Genomic DNA, 18758 nt, shown 5'->3' on the forward strand with positions numbered 1-18758 from the left:
TTTTATTGCCTGTATATTTTATGTTGGGCAATATTTCGGTTTCTTCGCATCTTCCGATAAAATAATCAGTAATTTAGAATTTTGGAGTTGTAATGCAATATCGTTGCCCTAAGTGTCAAAGCCCGAAAATCATGCCAGTGGCCCAGCCAGGTCAAGCAGCTCCACGTCCGGTGGTTCCTAAAAGCTTAATGTTTCTGGTCCCTGCCCTGTTCCTTTTGCTATTGCTGGTCATTATTAGCATCGCGATGTGGATTTTTGGCGATGGTGCAGGTACTACTTTACAGACTGCGACTGTGATCGTCTTTATTCTTTCTTTGATCGCAGGCTTTATGTTCTATAAGGACTTACCTGATTTTAAAATTTCAATGCAGGCATTCATGCAAACTCAAAAGAAATGGAAATGCCGTGAATGTAATCATGAGTGGGAAATCTAATTTACCCTTCACCATATAATAAACATAAAAAAACCAGCCCTGAGGCTGGTTTTTTTATTTACAAAAGTAGGAGATGATTAAACACCGATTTTGCGATATTTTTGACGCTTCGCGACAAGATCATCACCATCACGCTTACGGCGATATTCTTCGAATTCAGCATAGTTACCGGTGAAGAATTCAGGGGTTTCACCTTCAAATGACAAGATGTGCGTTGCAATACGGTCCAGGAACCAACGGTCATGCGAGATCACCATCACAGTACCCGGGAATACCAGAATGGCATCCTCAAGTGCACGCAAGGTTTCGATATCCAAATCGTTTGATGGCTCATCGAGTAGGATAACGTTAGCGCCCATTTGCAGGATTTTCGCAAGTTGTAAACGGTTACGCTCACCACCTGACAATTGACCTACACGTTTTTGCTGATCTTGGCCCTTAAAGTTAAAGCGACCGATATACGCACGTGATGCGATTTCGTATTCGCCAATCTTCAAGATATCCAAACCACCAGACACTTCTTCCCAAACGGTTTTATTGTTGTCTAGCGTGTCACGGATCTGACCGACATAAGCCACTTTAACCGATTCACCCAGTGTTACCGTACCGGTATCTGGTTGCTGTTCACCAGTCATCATACGGAATAGCGTGGTTTTACCTGCACCGTTTTCACCCACGATACCCACAATTGCAGCAGGTGGTACTGTGAAAGTTAAATCTTTGTACAGTAAGCGATCACCAAACGATTTGCTGATGCCTTCAACTTCTACAACCTTGTTGCCCAGACGTGGACCAGGTGGAATGTAGATTTCAGAGGTTTCGTTACGCTGTTGGAATTCACGCGAGTTAAGCTCTTCAAAACGCTCCATACGCGCTTTGTTTTTCTTTTGCTGACCTTTAGCGTTTGAACGAACCCATTCAAGTTCTTTTTTCAACGCCTTAGCAAAAGATTCTTCTTGCTTGTTTTCTTGCTCTAAACGGGCATTTTTCTGCTCAAGCCAAGAAGAATAGTTACCTTGATAAGGGATACCCATACCACGGTCAAGCTCAAGGATCCATTCAGCTACGTTATCCAGGAAGTAACGGTCATGCGTAATCGCGACGATGGTACCCGGGAAGTCTTTCAAGAAACGTTCCAACCAAGATACAGATGAAGCATCTAAATGGTTCGTCGGTTCGTCTAGAAGCAACATGTCTGGTTTAGACAGAAGCAGACGGCACAGTGCCACACGGCGGCGTTCACCACCTGAAAGCTTAGATACATCTGCATCCCAAGCTGGCAGGTTTAATGCTGCAGCTGCTTGATCCATCTGGTTGGCAAGATTATGCGCATCCCAGGTCTGGATAATCGCTTCAAGCTTCTCTTGCTCTTTCGCAAGTGCATCGAAATCAGCATCTTCTGCTGCATACTCAGCAAAAACTTCATCCAGACGCGCTAAAGCATCAAGCGGTTCACGCAAACCATCTTCGACGTTACCACGAACGTCTTTAGTTTCATCTAAAGGTGGTTCTTGTTCAAGATAACCGATTTTTGTACCCGGTTGCGCACGTGCCTCACCAGAGAAATCTTTATCTACGCCCGCCATAATACGAAGCAAGGTAGATTTACCTGCACCGTTTAAACCAAGCACACCAATTTTAGCGCCTGGGAAAAATGATAAGGAGATGTCTTTCAGGATTTCGCGCTTAGGCGGAACCATCTTCGACACTCGGTTCATCGTGTAAATATATTGGGCCACGTAGGACTCCTCAACTGAAAAACCAAATGGGGTTAAAACAACCACCCCAGCTCAAAAATGAGCGAAAAAATAATCGGCTATTATACGCAGAAAGCAGCGAAAACATAAGCCATTGCCATGAACTTCAATGCATTGTTACAAGTTTATTGCTGATGTTTTTTTAAACAATTGTTTTCAGTAAAATAAATGACTCAAATCTAGGTCGATATATGAATATTTCATATATTTATTTCAATAAAATTGCACTTTTACTCATATGTGAAAATGCTACACTCAAGCCATAAACTTAAACAAGAAGATCAAACAGAATGACTTATAAAGCAGAAACCCTTGCGATTCATGCAGGTTATACCCCTGAAGCAACCACTAAAGCTGTGGCAGTGCCGATTTACCAAACCACGTCATATGCCTTTGACAATACTCAACATGGGGCCGATCTCTTTGATTTAAAGGTTCAGGGCAATATCTATACCCGAATTATGAACCCGACCACTGCGGTTCTGGAACAACGTGTTGCAGCTCTCGAAGGTGGAATTGGCGCGCTGGCTTTGGCCTCTGGCATGGCTGCGATTACTTATGCGATTCAGACCATTGCGGAAGCCGGTGACAACATTGCTTCGGTATCTACACTGTATGGCGGTACCTATAACCTGTTTGCGCACACCCTGCCAAAACAGGGCATTGAAGTCCGTTTCTTTGATTATGAACAACCGGAAAGTCTGCGTGACTTGATTGATGAAAAAACCAAACTGGTCTTTGTCGAATCGATTGGTAACCCGCTGGGTAATATTATTGATCTGGAAGCCATTGCTAAAATTGCACATGAATATGGCGTGCCGGTCATTGTAGACAATACTGTTGCCACCCCAGTACTTCAAAAATCTTTCGATTTCGGTGCGGATATTGTAGTGCATTCCCTGACCAAATATATCGGCGGTCATGGCAATTCAATTGGTGGCATCATTGTGGATAGCGGCAAATTCCCGTGGGGTAAATACCCTGAACGTTTCCCTGCGCTCAATACACCAGATCCAAGTTACCACGGCGTGAACTATGTCGAAGTTTTGGGAGAAGCCGCTTATATCGCTCGTGCCCGTGTGGTGCCGCTACGCAATACCGGCGCTGCGATCAGTCCACAGAATGTGTTTTTGATTCTGCAAGGTCTGGAAACTTTAAGCTTGCGTATGGAACGTCATACCGAAAATGCCCTAAAAGTGGCGGAATATCTGCAAAAACATCCTAAAGTGAAATGGGTCAATTATGCGGGTCTGAAAGACCATCCACAGCATGCTTTGGCACAAAAATATGTGAAAGGTAAACCGTCTGCCATTCTGACTTTCGGAGTGCAGCATGGCCTTGAAGGCGGTACACGTTTTATTGATGCCCTGCAATTGTTCACCCGTCTGGTCAATATCGGTGATGCCAAAAGTCTGGCCTGTCATCCAGCCACCACCACGCATCGTCAGCTCAATGCCGAAGAGTTAAAATCGGCAGGCGTCAGTGAGGATATGGTGCGTTTATCCATTGGGATTGAACATATTGATGACCTGATTGCCGATCTGGAACAGGCGCTAGCGACTGTTTAAAAACGGTGCTTGAGCTGACTCTAAACCTCATCATTTTGGTGAGGTTTTTTTATTTATTTTCTAAAACAGCCACTTGCTTTGCTTTTTATTTTCATGTTAAAAGTTAAATGAAAGAGTGAACACAAATAGAGCAATTACTCTAATTTTTATTTTAATTTCAATAGTTTAATTTATAGATTTTCCTGAAGAATTGGTTATCATATCTGGACTCACCTTCGCTCTCATCTTCTGTTAGAGCGCCATAGACCTTTAATAAAAATAATTTGAACGCTGACTTCAAATTAGGGATAACAAACGTGAAAACTAGACTACACAAACAACTGGAAAAACGTGTTGCAGGTAAAACCGTCCTGATTACCGGTGCATCCAGCGGTATTGGTTTAACGACTGCACATCAACTGGCCGATGCAGGTGCCCATGTTTTACTGGTAGCCCGTACTCAGGAAACCCTAGAACAAGTAAAATCAGAAATTGAAGCCAAAGGCGGCAAAGCCTCAATCTTTCCATGTGATTTAAACAATATGGAAGCGATTGATGAAGTTTCCAAACAGATTATTGCCTCAGTCGATCATATTGATATTCTGATCAATAATGCAGGACGTTCGATTCGCCGTGCCGTGCATGAGTCAGTAGATCGTTTTCATGATTTTGAACGGACCATGCAGCTGAACTATTTTGGCGCCGTGCGTCTGGTGATGAATATCCTGCCACAAATGATGATTCGTCGTGCGGGTCATATTATTAACATCAGCTCAATTGGCGTACTGGCCAATGCCACCCGTTTTTCGGCCTATGTCGCTTCAAAAGCTGCGCTGGATGCTTTTAGTCGCTGCCTGTCTGCAGAAGTACATTCGCATAAAATCGCAATCACGTCGATCTATATGCCTTTGGTGCGTACCCCGATGATTGCGCCGACCAAAATTTATAAATATGTCCCAACACTTTCTCCGGAACAAGCGGCTGACCTGATTGCCTATGCGATTGTGAAACGCCCGAAGAAAGTGGCAACCGGTTTGGGCCGTCTGGCTTCCATTACCTATTCAATTGCACCGGATATCAACAATGTCTTGATGTCGATTGGTTATAACCTGTTCCCAAGTTCAACTGCATCTGTGGGCCAACCGCAAAAACTGAACTTGGTGCAAAAAGCATATGCGCGTCTGTTCCCGGGCGAACACTGGTAATTTTTATACGGTTTTCATACGGATAATTTAATGGAAATACGAGCCGCCGACCGAGCGGCTTTTCTATGTCTCAGTTTTGCAAGATCTGGAATAAAGTGGACTGATTTAAAAAAACCACGACACAGTCTGTCCTTTCAAGCACAGATTTTTGCTGCAAATGCTGCGAGATCACGTACACTATCAGCGGATATTTCCTATCCGTATTTTTATATTTTGATTGAAATGATGGAAACCCTTATGAACAACGCGCAATGGCTCGATGAAGTAAAATTTAACGAACAAGGATTAGTCCCTGCCATTGCCCAGCATCATCAAACTGGACGTGTGTTGATGGTGGCCTGGATGAACCGTGAAGCCTTGGCTTTAACTGCCGAAAAAAATCAGGCAGTGTATTTCTCCCGTTCACGCAGCAAGTTATGGCATAAGGGCGAAGAATCAGGACATTTTCAGACCGTACATGAAATCCGTCTGGACTGTGATGCCGACGTGATTGTGCTGCAAATTGAACAGCATGGCGGCATTGCCTGCCATACCGGCCGTGAATCATGCTTCTATCGCAAGCTCACACCAAATGGCTGGGAAATTGTCGATGCACAGTTGAAAGATCCGTCTGCGATTTATGGCGAAAAATCCGCGAATCCGCATACACTGGTGATGGAAGCATCAACCGCCCAATCTGAACAGGTCGAAGTCCTGTCTTATCTGGGTCAAATGATGGCAGAACGCAAACAGGCCGATCCGGACTCCTCTTATGTGGCCAAGCTCTACCATAAAGGCCTGAACAAGATTCTGGAAAAAGTCGGTGAAGAAAGCTTTGAAACCGTGCTAGCAGCCAAAGACTTTGACCAAGATGCTTCCGCAGACCATAAAAATGATCTGATCTATGAAGTGGCAGATCTGTGGTTCCATACTATCGTGATGCTCGGCTATTTCGACCTGGATGTGCAATTGGTATTAAATGAACTGGCCCGTCGCCAAGGCTTGTCCGGCCTGGTTGAAAAAGCCAACCGTCAGCATTAAGCCTTGAATTCATCTGTGTCTGATTTAAAAAAACCGACCGCGACCTATGAGCAGGCCACTGCCATTGATAATGCACGTCTGGGCAAATCCTTTAAAGTCATTGCCTATGCTGGCACAGGTAAAACCACTACCTTGCAAATGATCAGTGATGCCATGCCGCAAAGACGTGGCATGTATCTGGCTTTTAACAAGGCCATTGCCAGTGAAGCGCAAGCCAAGTTTCACCGGGGTGTCGATTGCCGTACTTTTCACTCACTGGCGTTTCGCAGTGTTCCACGTAGAGTCACCGACAAACTGCGCTTGCCACGCTTGAGTCCAAGTTTTATTGCCAAAGAATACCGGCTTGAACCGATGACCATGCGCCGCATGATGGGTGGGCGTTATGAAAAATATGTCTTGATGCCTTCGCGTCTGGCAAGCTTGGTCGCCAATGCTGTTGGTTATTTCTGCTCGACCAGTTCGCAATACCCTGCCCCACGGCATATCCAGGCGCCGAGCTGGTTGCATCCGGATGATATCGAGACTTTACAGAAGAAACTTTATCCGGCAGTCGAACGACGCTGGCTAGAGTCGATTGATCCAAATCATCAGGCAGGCATTGGTCATGACATTTACCTGAAACTCTGGGCGTTGTCTGAACCGAATATCCCGGCCGACTATGTGCTGTTCGATGAAGCTCAGGATGCCGATCCCTTAATGCTGGGAATTTTGCTGAAACAGCGCAGCACCCAGGTGATCTATGTCGGAGATGCGCATCAGCAGATTTATGCCTGGCGTGGTGCAGTGAATGCCATGCAGCAACTACCTTTACCTGAATCACGTCTGACCACCTCATTTCGTTTCGGTCCTGAAATTGCCCTGAATGCCAATGCCATTTTAGGTGCCTTAAATGAAACTGTGCCTTTACTCGGCAATCCGTTGTTAGATTCTAAAGTCGTGAATAAACCGCATACCAAAATGCGGGATGCAATTTTATGCCGGACCAATGCCCGCGCCATGGAACTGTTATTAGCAGGTTTAGTTCGTGGGGATAAAGTCAGTCTGCAAGCCGATCACGTCAAACTGAATCGTTTTGTCGATGCGGCCGCCATGCTGAAACAGGGCAAACGTGTGGTTGATGTACCGGAACTGGCCTGGTTTAACTCCTGGCATGATGTCCATGAATACTGTGAAACCAATGAAGGCAGTGACATCAAGCCACTGGTCAAACTGGTGGACGAACATGGCACCGATCCGCTGAAAAAAGCTCTGGCTAAAATCACACCAATTGCCCAGGCTGATTATATTATTTCCACGGCGCACAAGGCCAAAGGCCTAGAGTGGGATCGGGTTCATATTGAAGATGACTATCAGTTTAAGCTCAATGAAAAAGACCATAAAATTAGTGATGAAGAATTAAGATTACTTTACGTGGCCTGTACACGTGCTAAAGTGAGTTTAAATATTCATCACATTTATGACCTGATTCAGCAACTGAAGATCAAAATGCCGCAGTCGCTTCGGCAGGCAGTCGGTTAAGGTGCATGGCATGGATGTAAACATCATAGGACAGGTGATCTATGCACATCCAAGCGCTTCAACTGAAACATACCCTGCATTTTTTCGACATTCAGCTTCAGTTTAATTATCCGCAATGCCCGGTTACCTTGATTCTGGGCAATCAGGGAACTGGCAAAACTACGCTTTTACGTTTTAGCTATCAGGCATTGACCTGGTTTGCAGCCCGTTATCGTGATAGCCGTGCTGCGGGTCTGGTGATGCAAGATCAGGACATCATGCAAAACCGGCTGCAATCCAAAATTGACATCCGGATTGGTTTTCCTGAAGAGATGGCCAGCTTGCCAGAATCCAGTCAGTCTGAGCCTGCGAACCTACAAAGCTGTTCATGGCAAATCTACAAGACCCTAAACAGTCAGGGTCTGGGTTTTAGCAAAGCAGAAACCTCACAGCTTGAAAGCATGCTCAGCCTGTATCACAAAGCCCGCTTGCACGATCCCCTGCTCGGTTTGCCGCTAATTGCCTATTATCCTGCTGAACGCTTTACCAATGAAGTCAATCTGCTCAGCAAAAATAACCCGGCCATTCTCCAGTCCGCACATGCTTATGAAATCGCTGCGATTCCTTTCACCACCTTTGCCCGTTTTTTTGAATGGTTTCGTGAAATCAGTGATATTGAAAATGCGCAAAGTGCCAAGATTATGGATCAGATTTTGTCGCGTGCCTTGCAGCAGTCTGAAAACATTCGCGCAGATGAACTGGCCCGGCAGATCGAGAAAGCCCAGGCACATCTGCATGCACCGAATCTCACCGCTTTAAAACAGGCTCTGTCACTGATCCTGCCAGAAGTCAGTCAAATTTATTTAAAATATCAGCCCAAGCTGCAATTGATGGTGACCTATCAGCAACAAACTTTCACGTTCCAGCAACTGCCCAACAGTATCCGCAACTGGATTGCGCTGGTGGGTGACATTGTACGGCGGCTTTGTCTGTTGAATACCAACAGTTTATTCCCGTGTCAGGAAGGTACAGGCGTTTTGTTGATTGATGCAATTGATCATCAACTGGATCAGGAGATGGCAGCAGTGATCCTGTCACGCCTGCATCAGGCTTTTCCTAACTTGCAGATTATTGCGACCGGCAACCGGCCTGAATTACTGGAACAGGCGCAAGGCTTTCAATGTCTGAAACTGGAAAATAAACAGCTGCACCCCATTCATCTTGAAAGTATGAAAACCCAGTTTGATCAGATCTACGCAGAGCTGGAATTGCAGCGAAATAAAGATATCTCGCCTGAAGATACTTTACTGGAAACGGTCACCGAACCCATCACACCGCTTGCTGTATTGCAAATGATTCAACAACAGTTAAATCCGGAACAGCAACAAGAATTGCTCGCTTTACTTGCTCAGGAGCATCATCCGACGCTACCTCAGTCGCTCTAAACAGATTCAAAAAAATAAGAGCGACTGTTTGAGTAAACAAGGAAGCCTTTTCAGCATTCTCTTTTTGCCCTGATTAAACTATTTTGAGTCAAATTTACAATCAATGCCTGCAATTTAATCTTAATTTTCGGTCACTTCTGGATGATCTGTTTAAGCATGCAGCGCCTGTTAAATCCGAGCCGGCGTATAATTTATAAGTTCCACATAAAAACGTTGATGTTGTTGTTATCCTGTAATATGATCGGTTTTATTTGCGAATTTCATTGTAAAATCGGAATTTGCTATCGTTTATAAGTTGCGCAATACAACTGTTTTATATTCTTTTTGAATATTCTTTTGGCTTTCAAGATTGAGAAGTTTGGGTCGCTCCTTGGGGTCCTGTAATCCTTGAAAGATAAAGATTCACCTTAGGTTGGTCAAAACCTAAATCATGACAATGGATACGAGTGTGCTGCCGATTATTATATTGTTACCGTTAGTATTAGGCACAACCCTTGTCTCGTGGCTGAAGCAATTTTCGCGCGGGGTAACGGCTTTAGGGGCAATTGGTGTCAGCCTCAGCAGTTTCTTATTATTATTGAGTCAGGCGCCTGCCATCTTTGATGGTGCAGTGATGACCCAGACCTGGTCCTGGCTGCCCCAGCTCGGCATTGATTTCAGTTTTCGCCTGGATTCTCTGGGATTGCTGTTTGCCTTGCTGATCAGCGGAATTGGTACCCTGATTTATATTTATGCCTATTATTACCTTAATCCAAAAAATTCACTGAGCAAACTGTATCTTCTGCTGATGCTGTTTATGGCGGCGATGCTCGGAATTTCATTGTCGAATAACCTGATTATCTTATTGGTTTTCTGGGAACTGACCAGTATTTCATCCTTCTTGCTGGTAGGTTACTGGAGCAATTACGAAGCGGCGCAACGTGGTTCGCGTATGGCTCTGACCATTACCGGAATGGGTGGTCTGGCGATGCTGGGCGGTTTTGTCCTGCTCGGTCAAATTACTGGCACCTATCAGCTTGACCAAATCCTGACGATGACTGAACAGATTCAGTCCCATTATTTATTTGTTCCAACCTTGTTGCTGATTTTAATCGGTGCTTTTACCAAGAGTGCGCAGTTCCCGTTTCACTTCTGGTTGCCCAATGCTATGGCTGCACCGACACCGGTTTCTGCCTATTTGCACTCGGCCACCATGGTCAAAGCCGGTTTATTCCTGGTCGCACGTTTGCTCCCGATCTTTGCCGGTGCTGCACTGTTTCATAATATTGTGACTTTTGTCGGTCTGTTTACCCTGTGCATGGCCGCCTTCTTTGCCATCTTTAAGGAAGATCTGAAGGGCTTACTTGCCTACTCCACCATCAGTCATTTAGGTCTGATCATGTGTCTGCTCGGGATTGGCTCACCACTGGCCGTTGCAGCAGCAGTTTTCCATATTATTAACCACGCCACCTTTAAAGCGGCACTGTTTATGATTGCCGGAATCATCGATCATGAATCTGGTACCCGTGACTTGCGTAAACTGTCTGGCCTATGGCAATTACTGCCATTTACCGCCACGCTGACCATGATCACAGCAGCATCCATGGCGGGTGTACCGTTGACCAATGGTTTCCTGTCCAAAGAAATGTTCTTTACCGAACTGGTCGCCAGTTTAAGTGGTCCACTTATGGTCGGCTCTGCTATTGTCGCGACACTGGCCGGGATTTTTGCGGTGGCTTATTCCATTCGACTGGTGCATGGAGTCTTTTTCGATGGTCCGCTAGGCAAGCAGGTCCCGAATAAAGATGCACATGAACCTGCCTTTGGTATGCGCGCACCGGCCACTTTGTTAGCAATTTTATGTATTTTAGTCGGTCTATTACCGGCTCTTCTGGTGGAAAAAATTGTCAACAGCACTACTCAAGCCACCACCCAGAATTTTGCCTTTGAAGGCACTCATCTGGCGCTTTGGCATGGTTTCAACCTGCCCCTTCTGATGAGTGTGATTTCTCTGCTCGGCGGAATAATCTTTTACTTTTCTCTCGCCAAAGGTGGCGCCTTACGTGAAATCGACCTGGATCCAAAACTGGGCCGCTTACAGGGCCGAGTGCTGTTCGACCTGTTTTTGAAAAATTTGCTGCTGAATTCACGCCGTTTCCGCCGTGCCACTGAAAATGGCAAATTGCAAAGCTATTTATTGTGGATTGTAATTTTTACCGTCGGGCTGGTGGGGTTCCCATTACTCAGCAATGCAGTGGGTACGGGTACACGCGAGCTGACCCATGCCCCTGCCCTGGCGATTATCTTGTGGTTACTGCTGTTCTCTGCCTGCTGGATGCTGCTGTGGTTCCATCATGAGCGGATTAAAGCGGTACTGATTAGCGGTGCAGTCGGCCTGGTCGTCACCATGGTCTTTATCGGCTTCTCGGCGCCCGATCTGGCATTGACCCAGATTACGGTCGATGTGGTCACCACGGTTCTACTACTGATGAGTTTATCTTTACTGCCACAATTAACTCCGTATGAATCGAGTCCGACCCGTCGCTGGCGTGATGCCATTATTGCCTTGGGCGGCGGTCTCGGGATTGCGGCAATTGCCTGGCTGATCATGACCCGTGATCACAATTCCATTTCATGGTTCTTCCTGCAACAGTCCATTCCTCTGGGTGGCGGAACCAATGTGGTGAATGTAATTCTGGTCGATTTCCGTGGTTTCGATACCTTTGGCGAAATTACCGTACTCGGCATTGCAGCCATTGGTGTACTCAGCCTGATGGATGGCATGCGTGCGCATGGCACCACCATGACCCAGGGCCTGACCTATCGTTTTAACCCATCCCCGCTGATGTTGCGTATTACCGCATCCTGGATTTTGCCGGTCGCGCTGGTAGTCAGCCTGTATATCTTTATGCGTGGCCATAACCTGCCGGGCGGTGGTTTTATTGCCGGACTAGTGACTTCACTGGCACTTATTATTCAATATATCGCAGTGGGACAGGACAAAACCGAACAGTTGCTTGGCGCCAAATCCGGTCGCCTGTATGAAATCTGGATCGGGATCGGCTTAACGATTGCAGGATTGACTGGAATCGCAGCCTGGTTCTGGTCACGTCCATTCCTGACCAGTGCACATATTTATGTCTCTCCGCCCATTATTGGAGAAATGCATTTGGCTTCGGCTGCGCTGTTTGATGTTGGCGTCTATGTCACTGTTGTGGGTGCAACGATGCTGATGATTTCAGTCTTGGGCGATTCACGTCACTCAAGCATGACTGGCCCTGTACCAAGAGGATAATAGAATGATCAGTTTAGAATTTTTATTAGCCTCTGCGATTGGCCTGCTGACGGCCACAGGCATTTATCTGATCCTACGTGCCCGTACCTTCCCGGTAGTGTTGGGTCTCGCCATGATTGGTTATGCAGTCAACCTGTTTTTATTTGCCATGGGCCGAATTCAGATGAATTCGCCTGCAGTATTGACTGAAGCCTCGAAAGTGACCGATCCCCTTCCTCAGGCACTGGTGCTGACAGCCATCGTGATTGGCTTTGCCACCACTGCCTTTATTGTCCAACTGGCATTGCGTAGCCGCTACGAATCAGGAACAGACCACGTTGACTCCAAAGAAGAAATACCAAATCTTGACCCGCGCGAGGATGAGCCTTAATGACTGATCTTCTCAATTTCTGGAATCAACATACCCCTATTTTCAGTATTCTTTTACCGGCCTTTACCGCTTTTGTCCTGGTTCTTTTAGGCAACCCGGGTTCAGGCTCTCTGGCGACGGACTGGCGTCAGCCCTGGCGTCGGGGTATCAGCTATGTCTCGAGTATCTTGGGCCTGATCATTGCTGTCAGCTATTTAGTAGACAGTAGTCAGGGTCAGATCAATGTTTATACGCTGGGCGAATGGGTCGCACCTTTTGGTATTGTACTGGTTCTCGATCAGCTCTCTGCGATGATGCTGGTTTTGACCTATGCCCTTGCAGTGCCGGTGCTCTGGTATGCCAGTAAAGAATGGGATATGCGTGGGCGTTATTTCCATGCCATGGTGCATTTCCTGCTCATGGGTTTGACCGGTGCCTTCCTGACCGGTGACCTGTTTAACCTGTTCGTGTTTTTTGAAATATTGTTGATGGCATCCTATGTACTACTGCTACATGGACAAGGCAAGGCCCGTTTCCAGCTGGGAATCCATTACGTCACCATCAACCTGTTTGCTTCTGCCCTGTTCCTGATTGGACTCGGGATGATTTATGGCAGTGTCGGCAGTCTGAATATGGCAGATGTGGCCCGCTTGATGCCTACCCTCGCTGAAGATCAGCACAAGCTGGCGGTTGCTGGTGGATTAATGCTGTTTGTCGTGTTTGGAATTAAAGCAGCGATGTTACCGCTCGGCTTCTGGTTACCCAAAACCTATGCCGTAGCCACCACACCTGTGGCAGCACTCTTTACCATTATGACCAAAGTCGGGGTGTATGCAATTTTACGGATTAATGGAACTGTTTTTGATGATGAATACAGCCACCAGATTCTGATGAATTGCCTGCTGGTGATTGGTCTGATTACGTCGGTTTATGGCGTGATTTGTGCAATCGGCACAGAACGTCTGCGCCGTTTTATCGGCTTTATGGTGCTGTCTTCAGTCGGAACAATTCTGGTAGCAATCGGTATGAATACGACTGCAGCCTGGGCCGGTGCATTGTATTATATGGTGCACAGTACCCTGATTGGCGCAGCCTTTTATATCCTGTCAGGCTGGATTACCTCACAGCGCGGCGAATTTAAGGATCATTTTAAAATCGCGCCACTGATGAAACAGAACAAGCTGGTTTCGATTGTCTATTTCATCATTGCCTTGATGATGGCAGGCCTGCCACCGTTTAGTGGTTTCTTCGGTAAAGTCTTTATTTTGCAGGCTTCTGCCAATTCAGACTATCAGATGATTATTATCCTGACCATTTTATTGGTAAGCTTCCTCAGTATTCTGGCCTTTACCAGGGTTGGTTTCGTGCTGTTCTGGCGTTCGACCAGACCTGAGGATGACCTTAATTCTGAAGATTTTCACAAATATGAAGCTTTACCAAGTAAGGCACCGGCACGTAATGATCGTGTAATCTATCTATTGCTTGCTGGCCTGACTGCCTATGTGGTGTTTGCCGGACCGATCTATCAATATAATTATCAGACTGCGGAACAGATTAAAAATAATCCGGTTTATGAAGCTGCCTTGTTAAAACGCGATGCAGAAGGCCAGTTTATTAGCGTGCAGCCATTCGATCCGAAGTATTTGCCAGAAACCAAGTACGGTGGTGAGACAGTCGATCCGAATGCACATCTGGTTCCTTATACGATTTCGGAAGCCACTCTGGAAGGTGAAAATATTTCTGAATTCAAGCAACGCCAGATTGATCAGCAGTATGTTGAACAAAACAGATATGATGATAATCAACTTAAACCGGTGGAGGGACCTTAATGGCTGTATCATTCCTGCAACGTTGGTTCCCGCATCCGCTAGTTTCTGTGATCGTTGGGCTAAGCTGGATTCTACTGGCACATAATCTGGAAGCTGGAACATTGCTTTTCGCGCTGGTTCTGGCGATTGTCATTCCGAAAATGGTTGCACCTTTTATTGACTATACCCCGAATATCCAGTGGGCTCCTGCCGTGCGCCTGTTCTTTGTCGTGGTTTGGGATATTGTAGTAGCCAATATTAAAGTCGCAAAACTGGTACTTGGTCCAACCAAGAACCTGCATCCGAAATGGTTTCGCGTGCCTTTGGAAACCGAGCATGAGGAAGTCAATGCCTTGCTGGCAATGATCATTACCACAACGCCCGGTACAGTATCTGCAGGCATTGATCAGGATCGTGGTGATATTCTGGTTCATGCCTTAAGCACAGAGGATGAAGCAGCAGAAATCGAAACAATCAAACAGCGCTACGAACAGCCTCTGATTGAAATTTTCAGCGCACAGACAGGAGAAAAAGCATGACTATTCTGCCTTATGCATTAATGATTTGCCTAGGTGCTATCACTGTCTCGATGTTACTCTGCCTGATCCGACTCATCACTGGCCCTTCTATCGTTGACCGGCTCTTGGCACTCGACACCCTGTTCCTGAATGCCACCTGTCTGATTGTCATTTTAGGGATTTACTGGAGTAGCAGCTTCCTGTTTGAAGGGGCCTTACTGGTTGCGATGCTTGGCTTTGTTTCGACTACAGCCTTGGCACGTTATTTCACCACTGGCCATGTGATCGACTAGGAGTTTTTAAATGTCCTTAATTTTAGAAATACTGGTGTCGATTTTTTTATTGATTGGTGCTTTCTTTATGTTGGTCGGCGGGATCGGTATGGTCCGTCTGCCCGATCTGTTTATGCGTCTGCACGCCCCGACCAAATCCAGTACTTTGGGCCTGGGCAGCTTTTTGATGGCCTCAATTCTGTTCTCGGCCATATATGGCCGTTTCGGTTTTGCTGAAGTGCTCATCACCCTGTTCGCCTTCATTACCGCACCGGTATCTGCCAATCTGATGGCACAGGCTGCATTACATTTGCGTTTACGCTCTTTGAGTGGCGAGGTTCCGGAAACGCTGGAACGCCCTCTGCCTTGGCAGCGCTCACGTCGCCGTGCTTTTTATGAAAAGAAAACCAATCGCAATGATGATTTAGATTAATTGAACAAGCAATTCAAGTTCTTTTAAATCTAAAAAATCTAGAGATAAAAAAAGCCACCCGAAGGTAGCTTTTTTAGTCCTAAGACTTATTCATCATCTTTTTTTGCTTCAGCTTCAGGTAAGTCCTTCACTGCTTCAGCGATCAGACCAAACATATAGTTACCATATGCATTGGTCTTATCGTAATGGAAACGTAGACGAGGTGTAATACGGGTTTTGATACGACGACTCAGCTCGTGGCGCAAGAAACCAGATGCTTTGTTCAACACATCCAAAGTTTCTTTATTGGCTTCTTGGCTTTGCTCATCGCCAAGTTCACGTCCCATCACAGTGACATAAACTTCCGCATATCCCAGGTCTGGGCTCACCTTCACCGCAGAGATGGTCACCAGACCACCTAAGCGTGGATCTTTCAGCTCCTGACGGATCAGTTCTGACAACTCGCGTTGTACTGTATCCGCCATACGCTTCAGACGTTGACTACCCGCCATTAAAGACTCCGTTTAATCAATTGAACATCGTACACTTCGATCTTATCAAGTGCTTTGATGTCTTTATAGCCTTTCACCGCAAGACCACATTCCATACCGGCACGAACTTCTTCAACCACTTCTTTGTAGCGACGAAGAGATTCAAGCTCGCCCTGGAACACAACCACGTCATCACGTAATACGCGAATCGGTTTGTTACGATGCAATACGCCTTCAAGTACCATACAGCCCGCAGCCGCACCAAACTTACTTGAGTGGAATACTTCACGTACTTGTGCAACACCCAGAATCGTTTCACGATGTTCTGGTGCAAGCTTACCGCTCATTGCTGCTTTCACATCATCAATCAATTGATAGATGATTGAGTAGTAACGAATGTCGATACTGTCTGCATCTGCTTTTTGACGCGCAGCGTTGTCCGCACGTACGTTAAAGCCGAGTAGAACTGCTTCTGAAGATTCAGCCAGTGTCACGTCAGACTCAGTGATCGCACCTACACCAGAACCGATGATACGTACTTTAACTTCATCAGTCGCAAGCTCAGCAAGTGCAACGTGTAATGCTTCCAAGGTACCGCGTACGTCAGTTTTCAACACAACATTTACGATAGGCACATCTTTCTTGCCCATAGACGCCATGATGTTTTCAAGACGCATTGCAGATTGACGCTCAAGACGTTTTTGACGTTCACGATCCATACGCGCATCGGCAACTTCACGTGCTTTCTTCTCGTCACTCACCACAAGAACTTCGTCACCCGCCATTGGTGCTTCTGGAAGACCCAGAATTTCCACTGGAATCGAAGGACCTGCAGATTTGATACGCTGACCATTTTCATCCGTCATCGCACGAACGCGACCATAAGATGAACCGGCAAGAACGAGATCACCTACTTTCAATGTACCGTTTTGAACCAGAATAGACGTTACCGCACCACGGCTGTTGTCTACACGTGCTTCAATTACGACACCTTGTGCAGCGCCTTCTTCCGATGCTTTAAGCTCTAGAAGTTCAGCTTGAATCGAAATAATATCAAGAAGTTCATCAATACCTTGACCAGTATGTGCAGAAACCATTGCCACTGGAACGTCACCACCCCATTGTTCTGGCACGATTTCTTTCACAGTCAATTCATTCAATACGCGATCTGGATCAGCAGATTCTTTATCCATCTTGTTGATTGCAACAATGATTGGCGTACCCGCAGCACGTGCATGGTCAATCGCTTCCGCAGTTTGTGGCATTACACCATCATCTGCTGCAACAACCAGTACCACGATATCTGTTGCTTTCGCACCACGTGAACGCATTGCAGTAAATGCTGCGTGTCCCGGAGTATCGAGGAATGTAATCATACCTTTATCAGTAGTTACATGGTAAGCACCGATATGCTGTGTGATACCGCCCGCTTCCCCAGCAGCCACTTTGGCACGACGAATACGGTCAAGCAGCGATGTCTTACCATGGTCAACGTGACCCATAATGGTAACAACAGGCGCACGCGTAGATTGCGCACCACGTGCTTCTTCAGCTGCTTCAAGCAAGTTATCTTCAGCTTGTGTATCAGAAACCAGTACCGGGTTATGGCCCATTTCCTCAACAACGAGTGCAGCAATTTCTTGATCAATCGCCTGGTTCTGAGTAACCAATTCACCCATTTTCATGAGTGATTTAATCACTTCACGAACCTTAACTGCCATTTTCGCAGCCAAATCAGCAACGACAATCGTTTCACCGATTTCAACATCGTAAACCTGTTTTTTCACAGGTTTTTCGAAGCCGTGCTTGTTGCCCTGGCTAGTTTTTAAACCGCGCTTAGGCTGTTTGCTGAAGCTTTGCTCTTCCTGACCACGACGACCACCTTTTTTAGGTGCACGCGCGCTCGGCGTATTCGTACCACGTTTGATTTCGCGGTCTTCTTTGGCAAAAGAGTCTTCATATGCCTGACCAACAAGGCCGGCAGCCAGAGGAGAATCATCAACAACACGAATCGTTGCAGTGGTATCTTCCGCTGTGTACTTAGACGCCATTTGACGCATTTGTTCAAGCGTACGTTGTTGCGCTTCTTCAGCCGCTTTACGACGTGCTGCTTCTTCAACAGCTTTTAATTTTGCTGCTTCTGCTTCACGTGCCTTTTTCTGTTCAGCGGTTTCAGTTGGTTTAACAACTTGCTTCACAATCGGCTTGTTGGTTGATTTGCGTTTTACCACAACTGCAGCTTTAGAAACTTCTTGCTTGTCGCTGGTTTGCTTTGCAGCAGCACGCATCGCTTCTAGAGCTTTATTCGCGTTATTTACGCCAGTTTTTGGAGCTTCGGCAGAAGCAGCTTGCGCTGTATTCTGCTCAGGCGCAGCTTTGGCCTGTTGCTCAGCCTTGGCTTTCGCCAATGCTTCTGCTTTGATCTGTTCTGGATCCGGCTTAACAAATGTATGCTTCTTGCGAACTTCTACATTAATCGTTTTCGCCTTACCTGAAGTACTGGCTACTTTAGCCGTACTAGTCGTTTTACGTTTCAACGTGATTTGCCCTGCTTGGCTTTCTGAACCCTGTGACTTTTTCACATGACTCATCAAGCTGTCTTGTTGTTCGGTGGTAATAATATCGTCAGCTTTACGCTGTGGTAAACCTGCCTCACGAACCTGCTCTAGGAGCTTCTCAACTGGACGACCCACATTGAGGGCTAACTCTTTAATCGACTTGTCCGTCAT

At 46.3% G+C, this 18758-nt stretch carries 15 protein-coding genes; 12 read left to right on the plus strand and 3 right to left on the minus strand.

Going from position 1 to position 18758, the window contains the following annotated elements:
* The first annotated feature begins 92 nt into the window (after positions 1-92).
* Complete coding sequence (locus NI464_RS10150) at positions 93-434, plus strand: membrane protein (RefSeq protein WP_004281123.1); 342 nt, start codon at positions 93-95, stop codon at positions 432-434.
* Between the two features lie 77 nt (positions 435-511).
* Here NI464_RS10150 and ettA read toward each other — a convergent pair whose 3' ends face one another.
* A complete protein-coding gene (gene ettA / locus NI464_RS10155; protein ID WP_026056536.1) occupies positions 512-2173 on the minus strand; it encodes an energy-dependent translational throttle protein EttA in 1662 nt (553 codons plus the stop codon).
* Positions 2174-2481: 308 nt separating this feature from the next.
* Between ettA and NI464_RS10160 the strand changes: the two genes are divergently transcribed.
* The 11 genes from NI464_RS10160 to NI464_RS10210 all read left to right on the plus strand — a co-directional run bounded on the left by NI464_RS10160 (position 2482) and on the right by NI464_RS10210 (position 15559).
* Positions 2482-3759, plus strand: a complete 1278-nt coding sequence (locus tag NI464_RS10160) for an O-acetylhomoserine aminocarboxypropyltransferase/cysteine synthase family protein (RefSeq protein ID WP_253138299.1) — start codon at positions 2482-2484, stop codon at positions 3757-3759.
* 296 nt (positions 3760-4055) lie between these two features.
* A complete protein-coding gene (locus NI464_RS10165; RefSeq protein WP_004644933.1) occupies positions 4056-4943 on the plus strand; it encodes an SDR family NAD(P)-dependent oxidoreductase in 888 nt (295 codons plus the stop codon).
* Between the two features lie 237 nt (positions 4944-5180).
* Positions 5181-5963, plus strand: a complete 783-nt coding sequence (gene hisIE / locus NI464_RS10170) for a bifunctional phosphoribosyl-AMP cyclohydrolase/phosphoribosyl-ATP diphosphatase HisIE (RefSeq protein WP_005108498.1) — start codon at positions 5181-5183, stop codon at positions 5961-5963.
* Positions 5964-5978: 15 nt separating this feature from the next.
* Positions 5979-7481, plus strand: coding sequence for a UvrD-helicase domain-containing protein (locus NI464_RS10175; RefSeq protein WP_253138301.1), 1503 nt, complete (start codon positions 5979-5981; stop codon positions 7479-7481).
* A gap of 41 nt (positions 7482-7522) precedes the next feature.
* Entirely contained in the window at positions 7523-8905 is a 1383-nt protein-coding gene (locus tag NI464_RS10180; RefSeq protein WP_253138303.1) for an ATP-binding protein, read from the plus strand.
* A gap of 436 nt (positions 8906-9341) precedes the next feature.
* Entirely contained in the window at positions 9342-12179 is a 2838-nt protein-coding gene (locus NI464_RS10185) for a monovalent cation/H+ antiporter subunit A (RefSeq protein WP_253138314.1), read from the plus strand.
* Between the two features lie 4 nt (positions 12180-12183).
* Positions 12184-12549 carry a Na+/H+ antiporter subunit C gene (locus tag NI464_RS10190; RefSeq protein WP_004281114.1) on the plus strand — a complete coding sequence of 122 codons (366 nt, stop codon included), beginning with the start codon at positions 12184-12186 and terminating at the stop codon, positions 12547-12549.
* Positions 12549-14357 (plus strand): monovalent cation/H+ antiporter subunit D, encoded by a 1809-nt coding sequence (locus NI464_RS10195; RefSeq protein ID WP_253138305.1) that lies wholly within the window; start codon positions 12549-12551, stop codon positions 14355-14357. Before NI464_RS10190 ends, NI464_RS10195 begins: the two co-directional genes overlap by 1 nt.
* Entirely contained in the window at positions 14357-14875 is a 519-nt protein-coding gene (locus tag NI464_RS10200; RefSeq protein ID WP_004281112.1) for a Na+/H+ antiporter subunit E, read from the plus strand. Before NI464_RS10195 ends, NI464_RS10200 begins: the two co-directional genes overlap by 1 nt.
* A complete protein-coding gene (locus NI464_RS10205; protein WP_004281111.1) occupies positions 14872-15147 on the plus strand; it encodes a monovalent cation/H+ antiporter subunit F in 276 nt (91 codons plus the stop codon). The genes NI464_RS10200 and NI464_RS10205 overlap by 4 nt, the downstream gene beginning before the upstream one ends.
* A gap of 10 nt (positions 15148-15157) precedes the next feature.
* A complete protein-coding gene (locus tag NI464_RS10210; RefSeq protein ID WP_253138306.1) occupies positions 15158-15559 on the plus strand; it encodes a Na+/H+ antiporter subunit G in 402 nt (133 codons plus the stop codon).
* Between the two features lie 86 nt (positions 15560-15645).
* Here the strand turns inward: NI464_RS10210 and NI464_RS10215 are convergent, their stop codons facing one another.
* Positions 15646-16050, minus strand: a complete 405-nt coding sequence (locus NI464_RS10215; RefSeq protein WP_004281108.1) for a ribosome-binding factor A — start codon at positions 16048-16050, stop codon at positions 15646-15648.
* Positions 16050-18758 carry a translation initiation factor IF-2 gene (gene infB, locus NI464_RS10220; RefSeq protein WP_114541781.1) on the minus strand — a complete coding sequence of 903 codons (2709 nt, stop codon included), beginning with the start codon at positions 18756-18758 and terminating at the stop codon, positions 16050-16052. The genes NI464_RS10215 and infB overlap by 1 nt, the downstream gene beginning before the upstream one ends.

Source organism: Acinetobacter lwoffii (assembly GCF_024129685.1).
Classification (GTDB): domain Bacteria; phylum Pseudomonadota; class Gammaproteobacteria; order Pseudomonadales; family Moraxellaceae; genus Acinetobacter; species Acinetobacter lwoffii_X.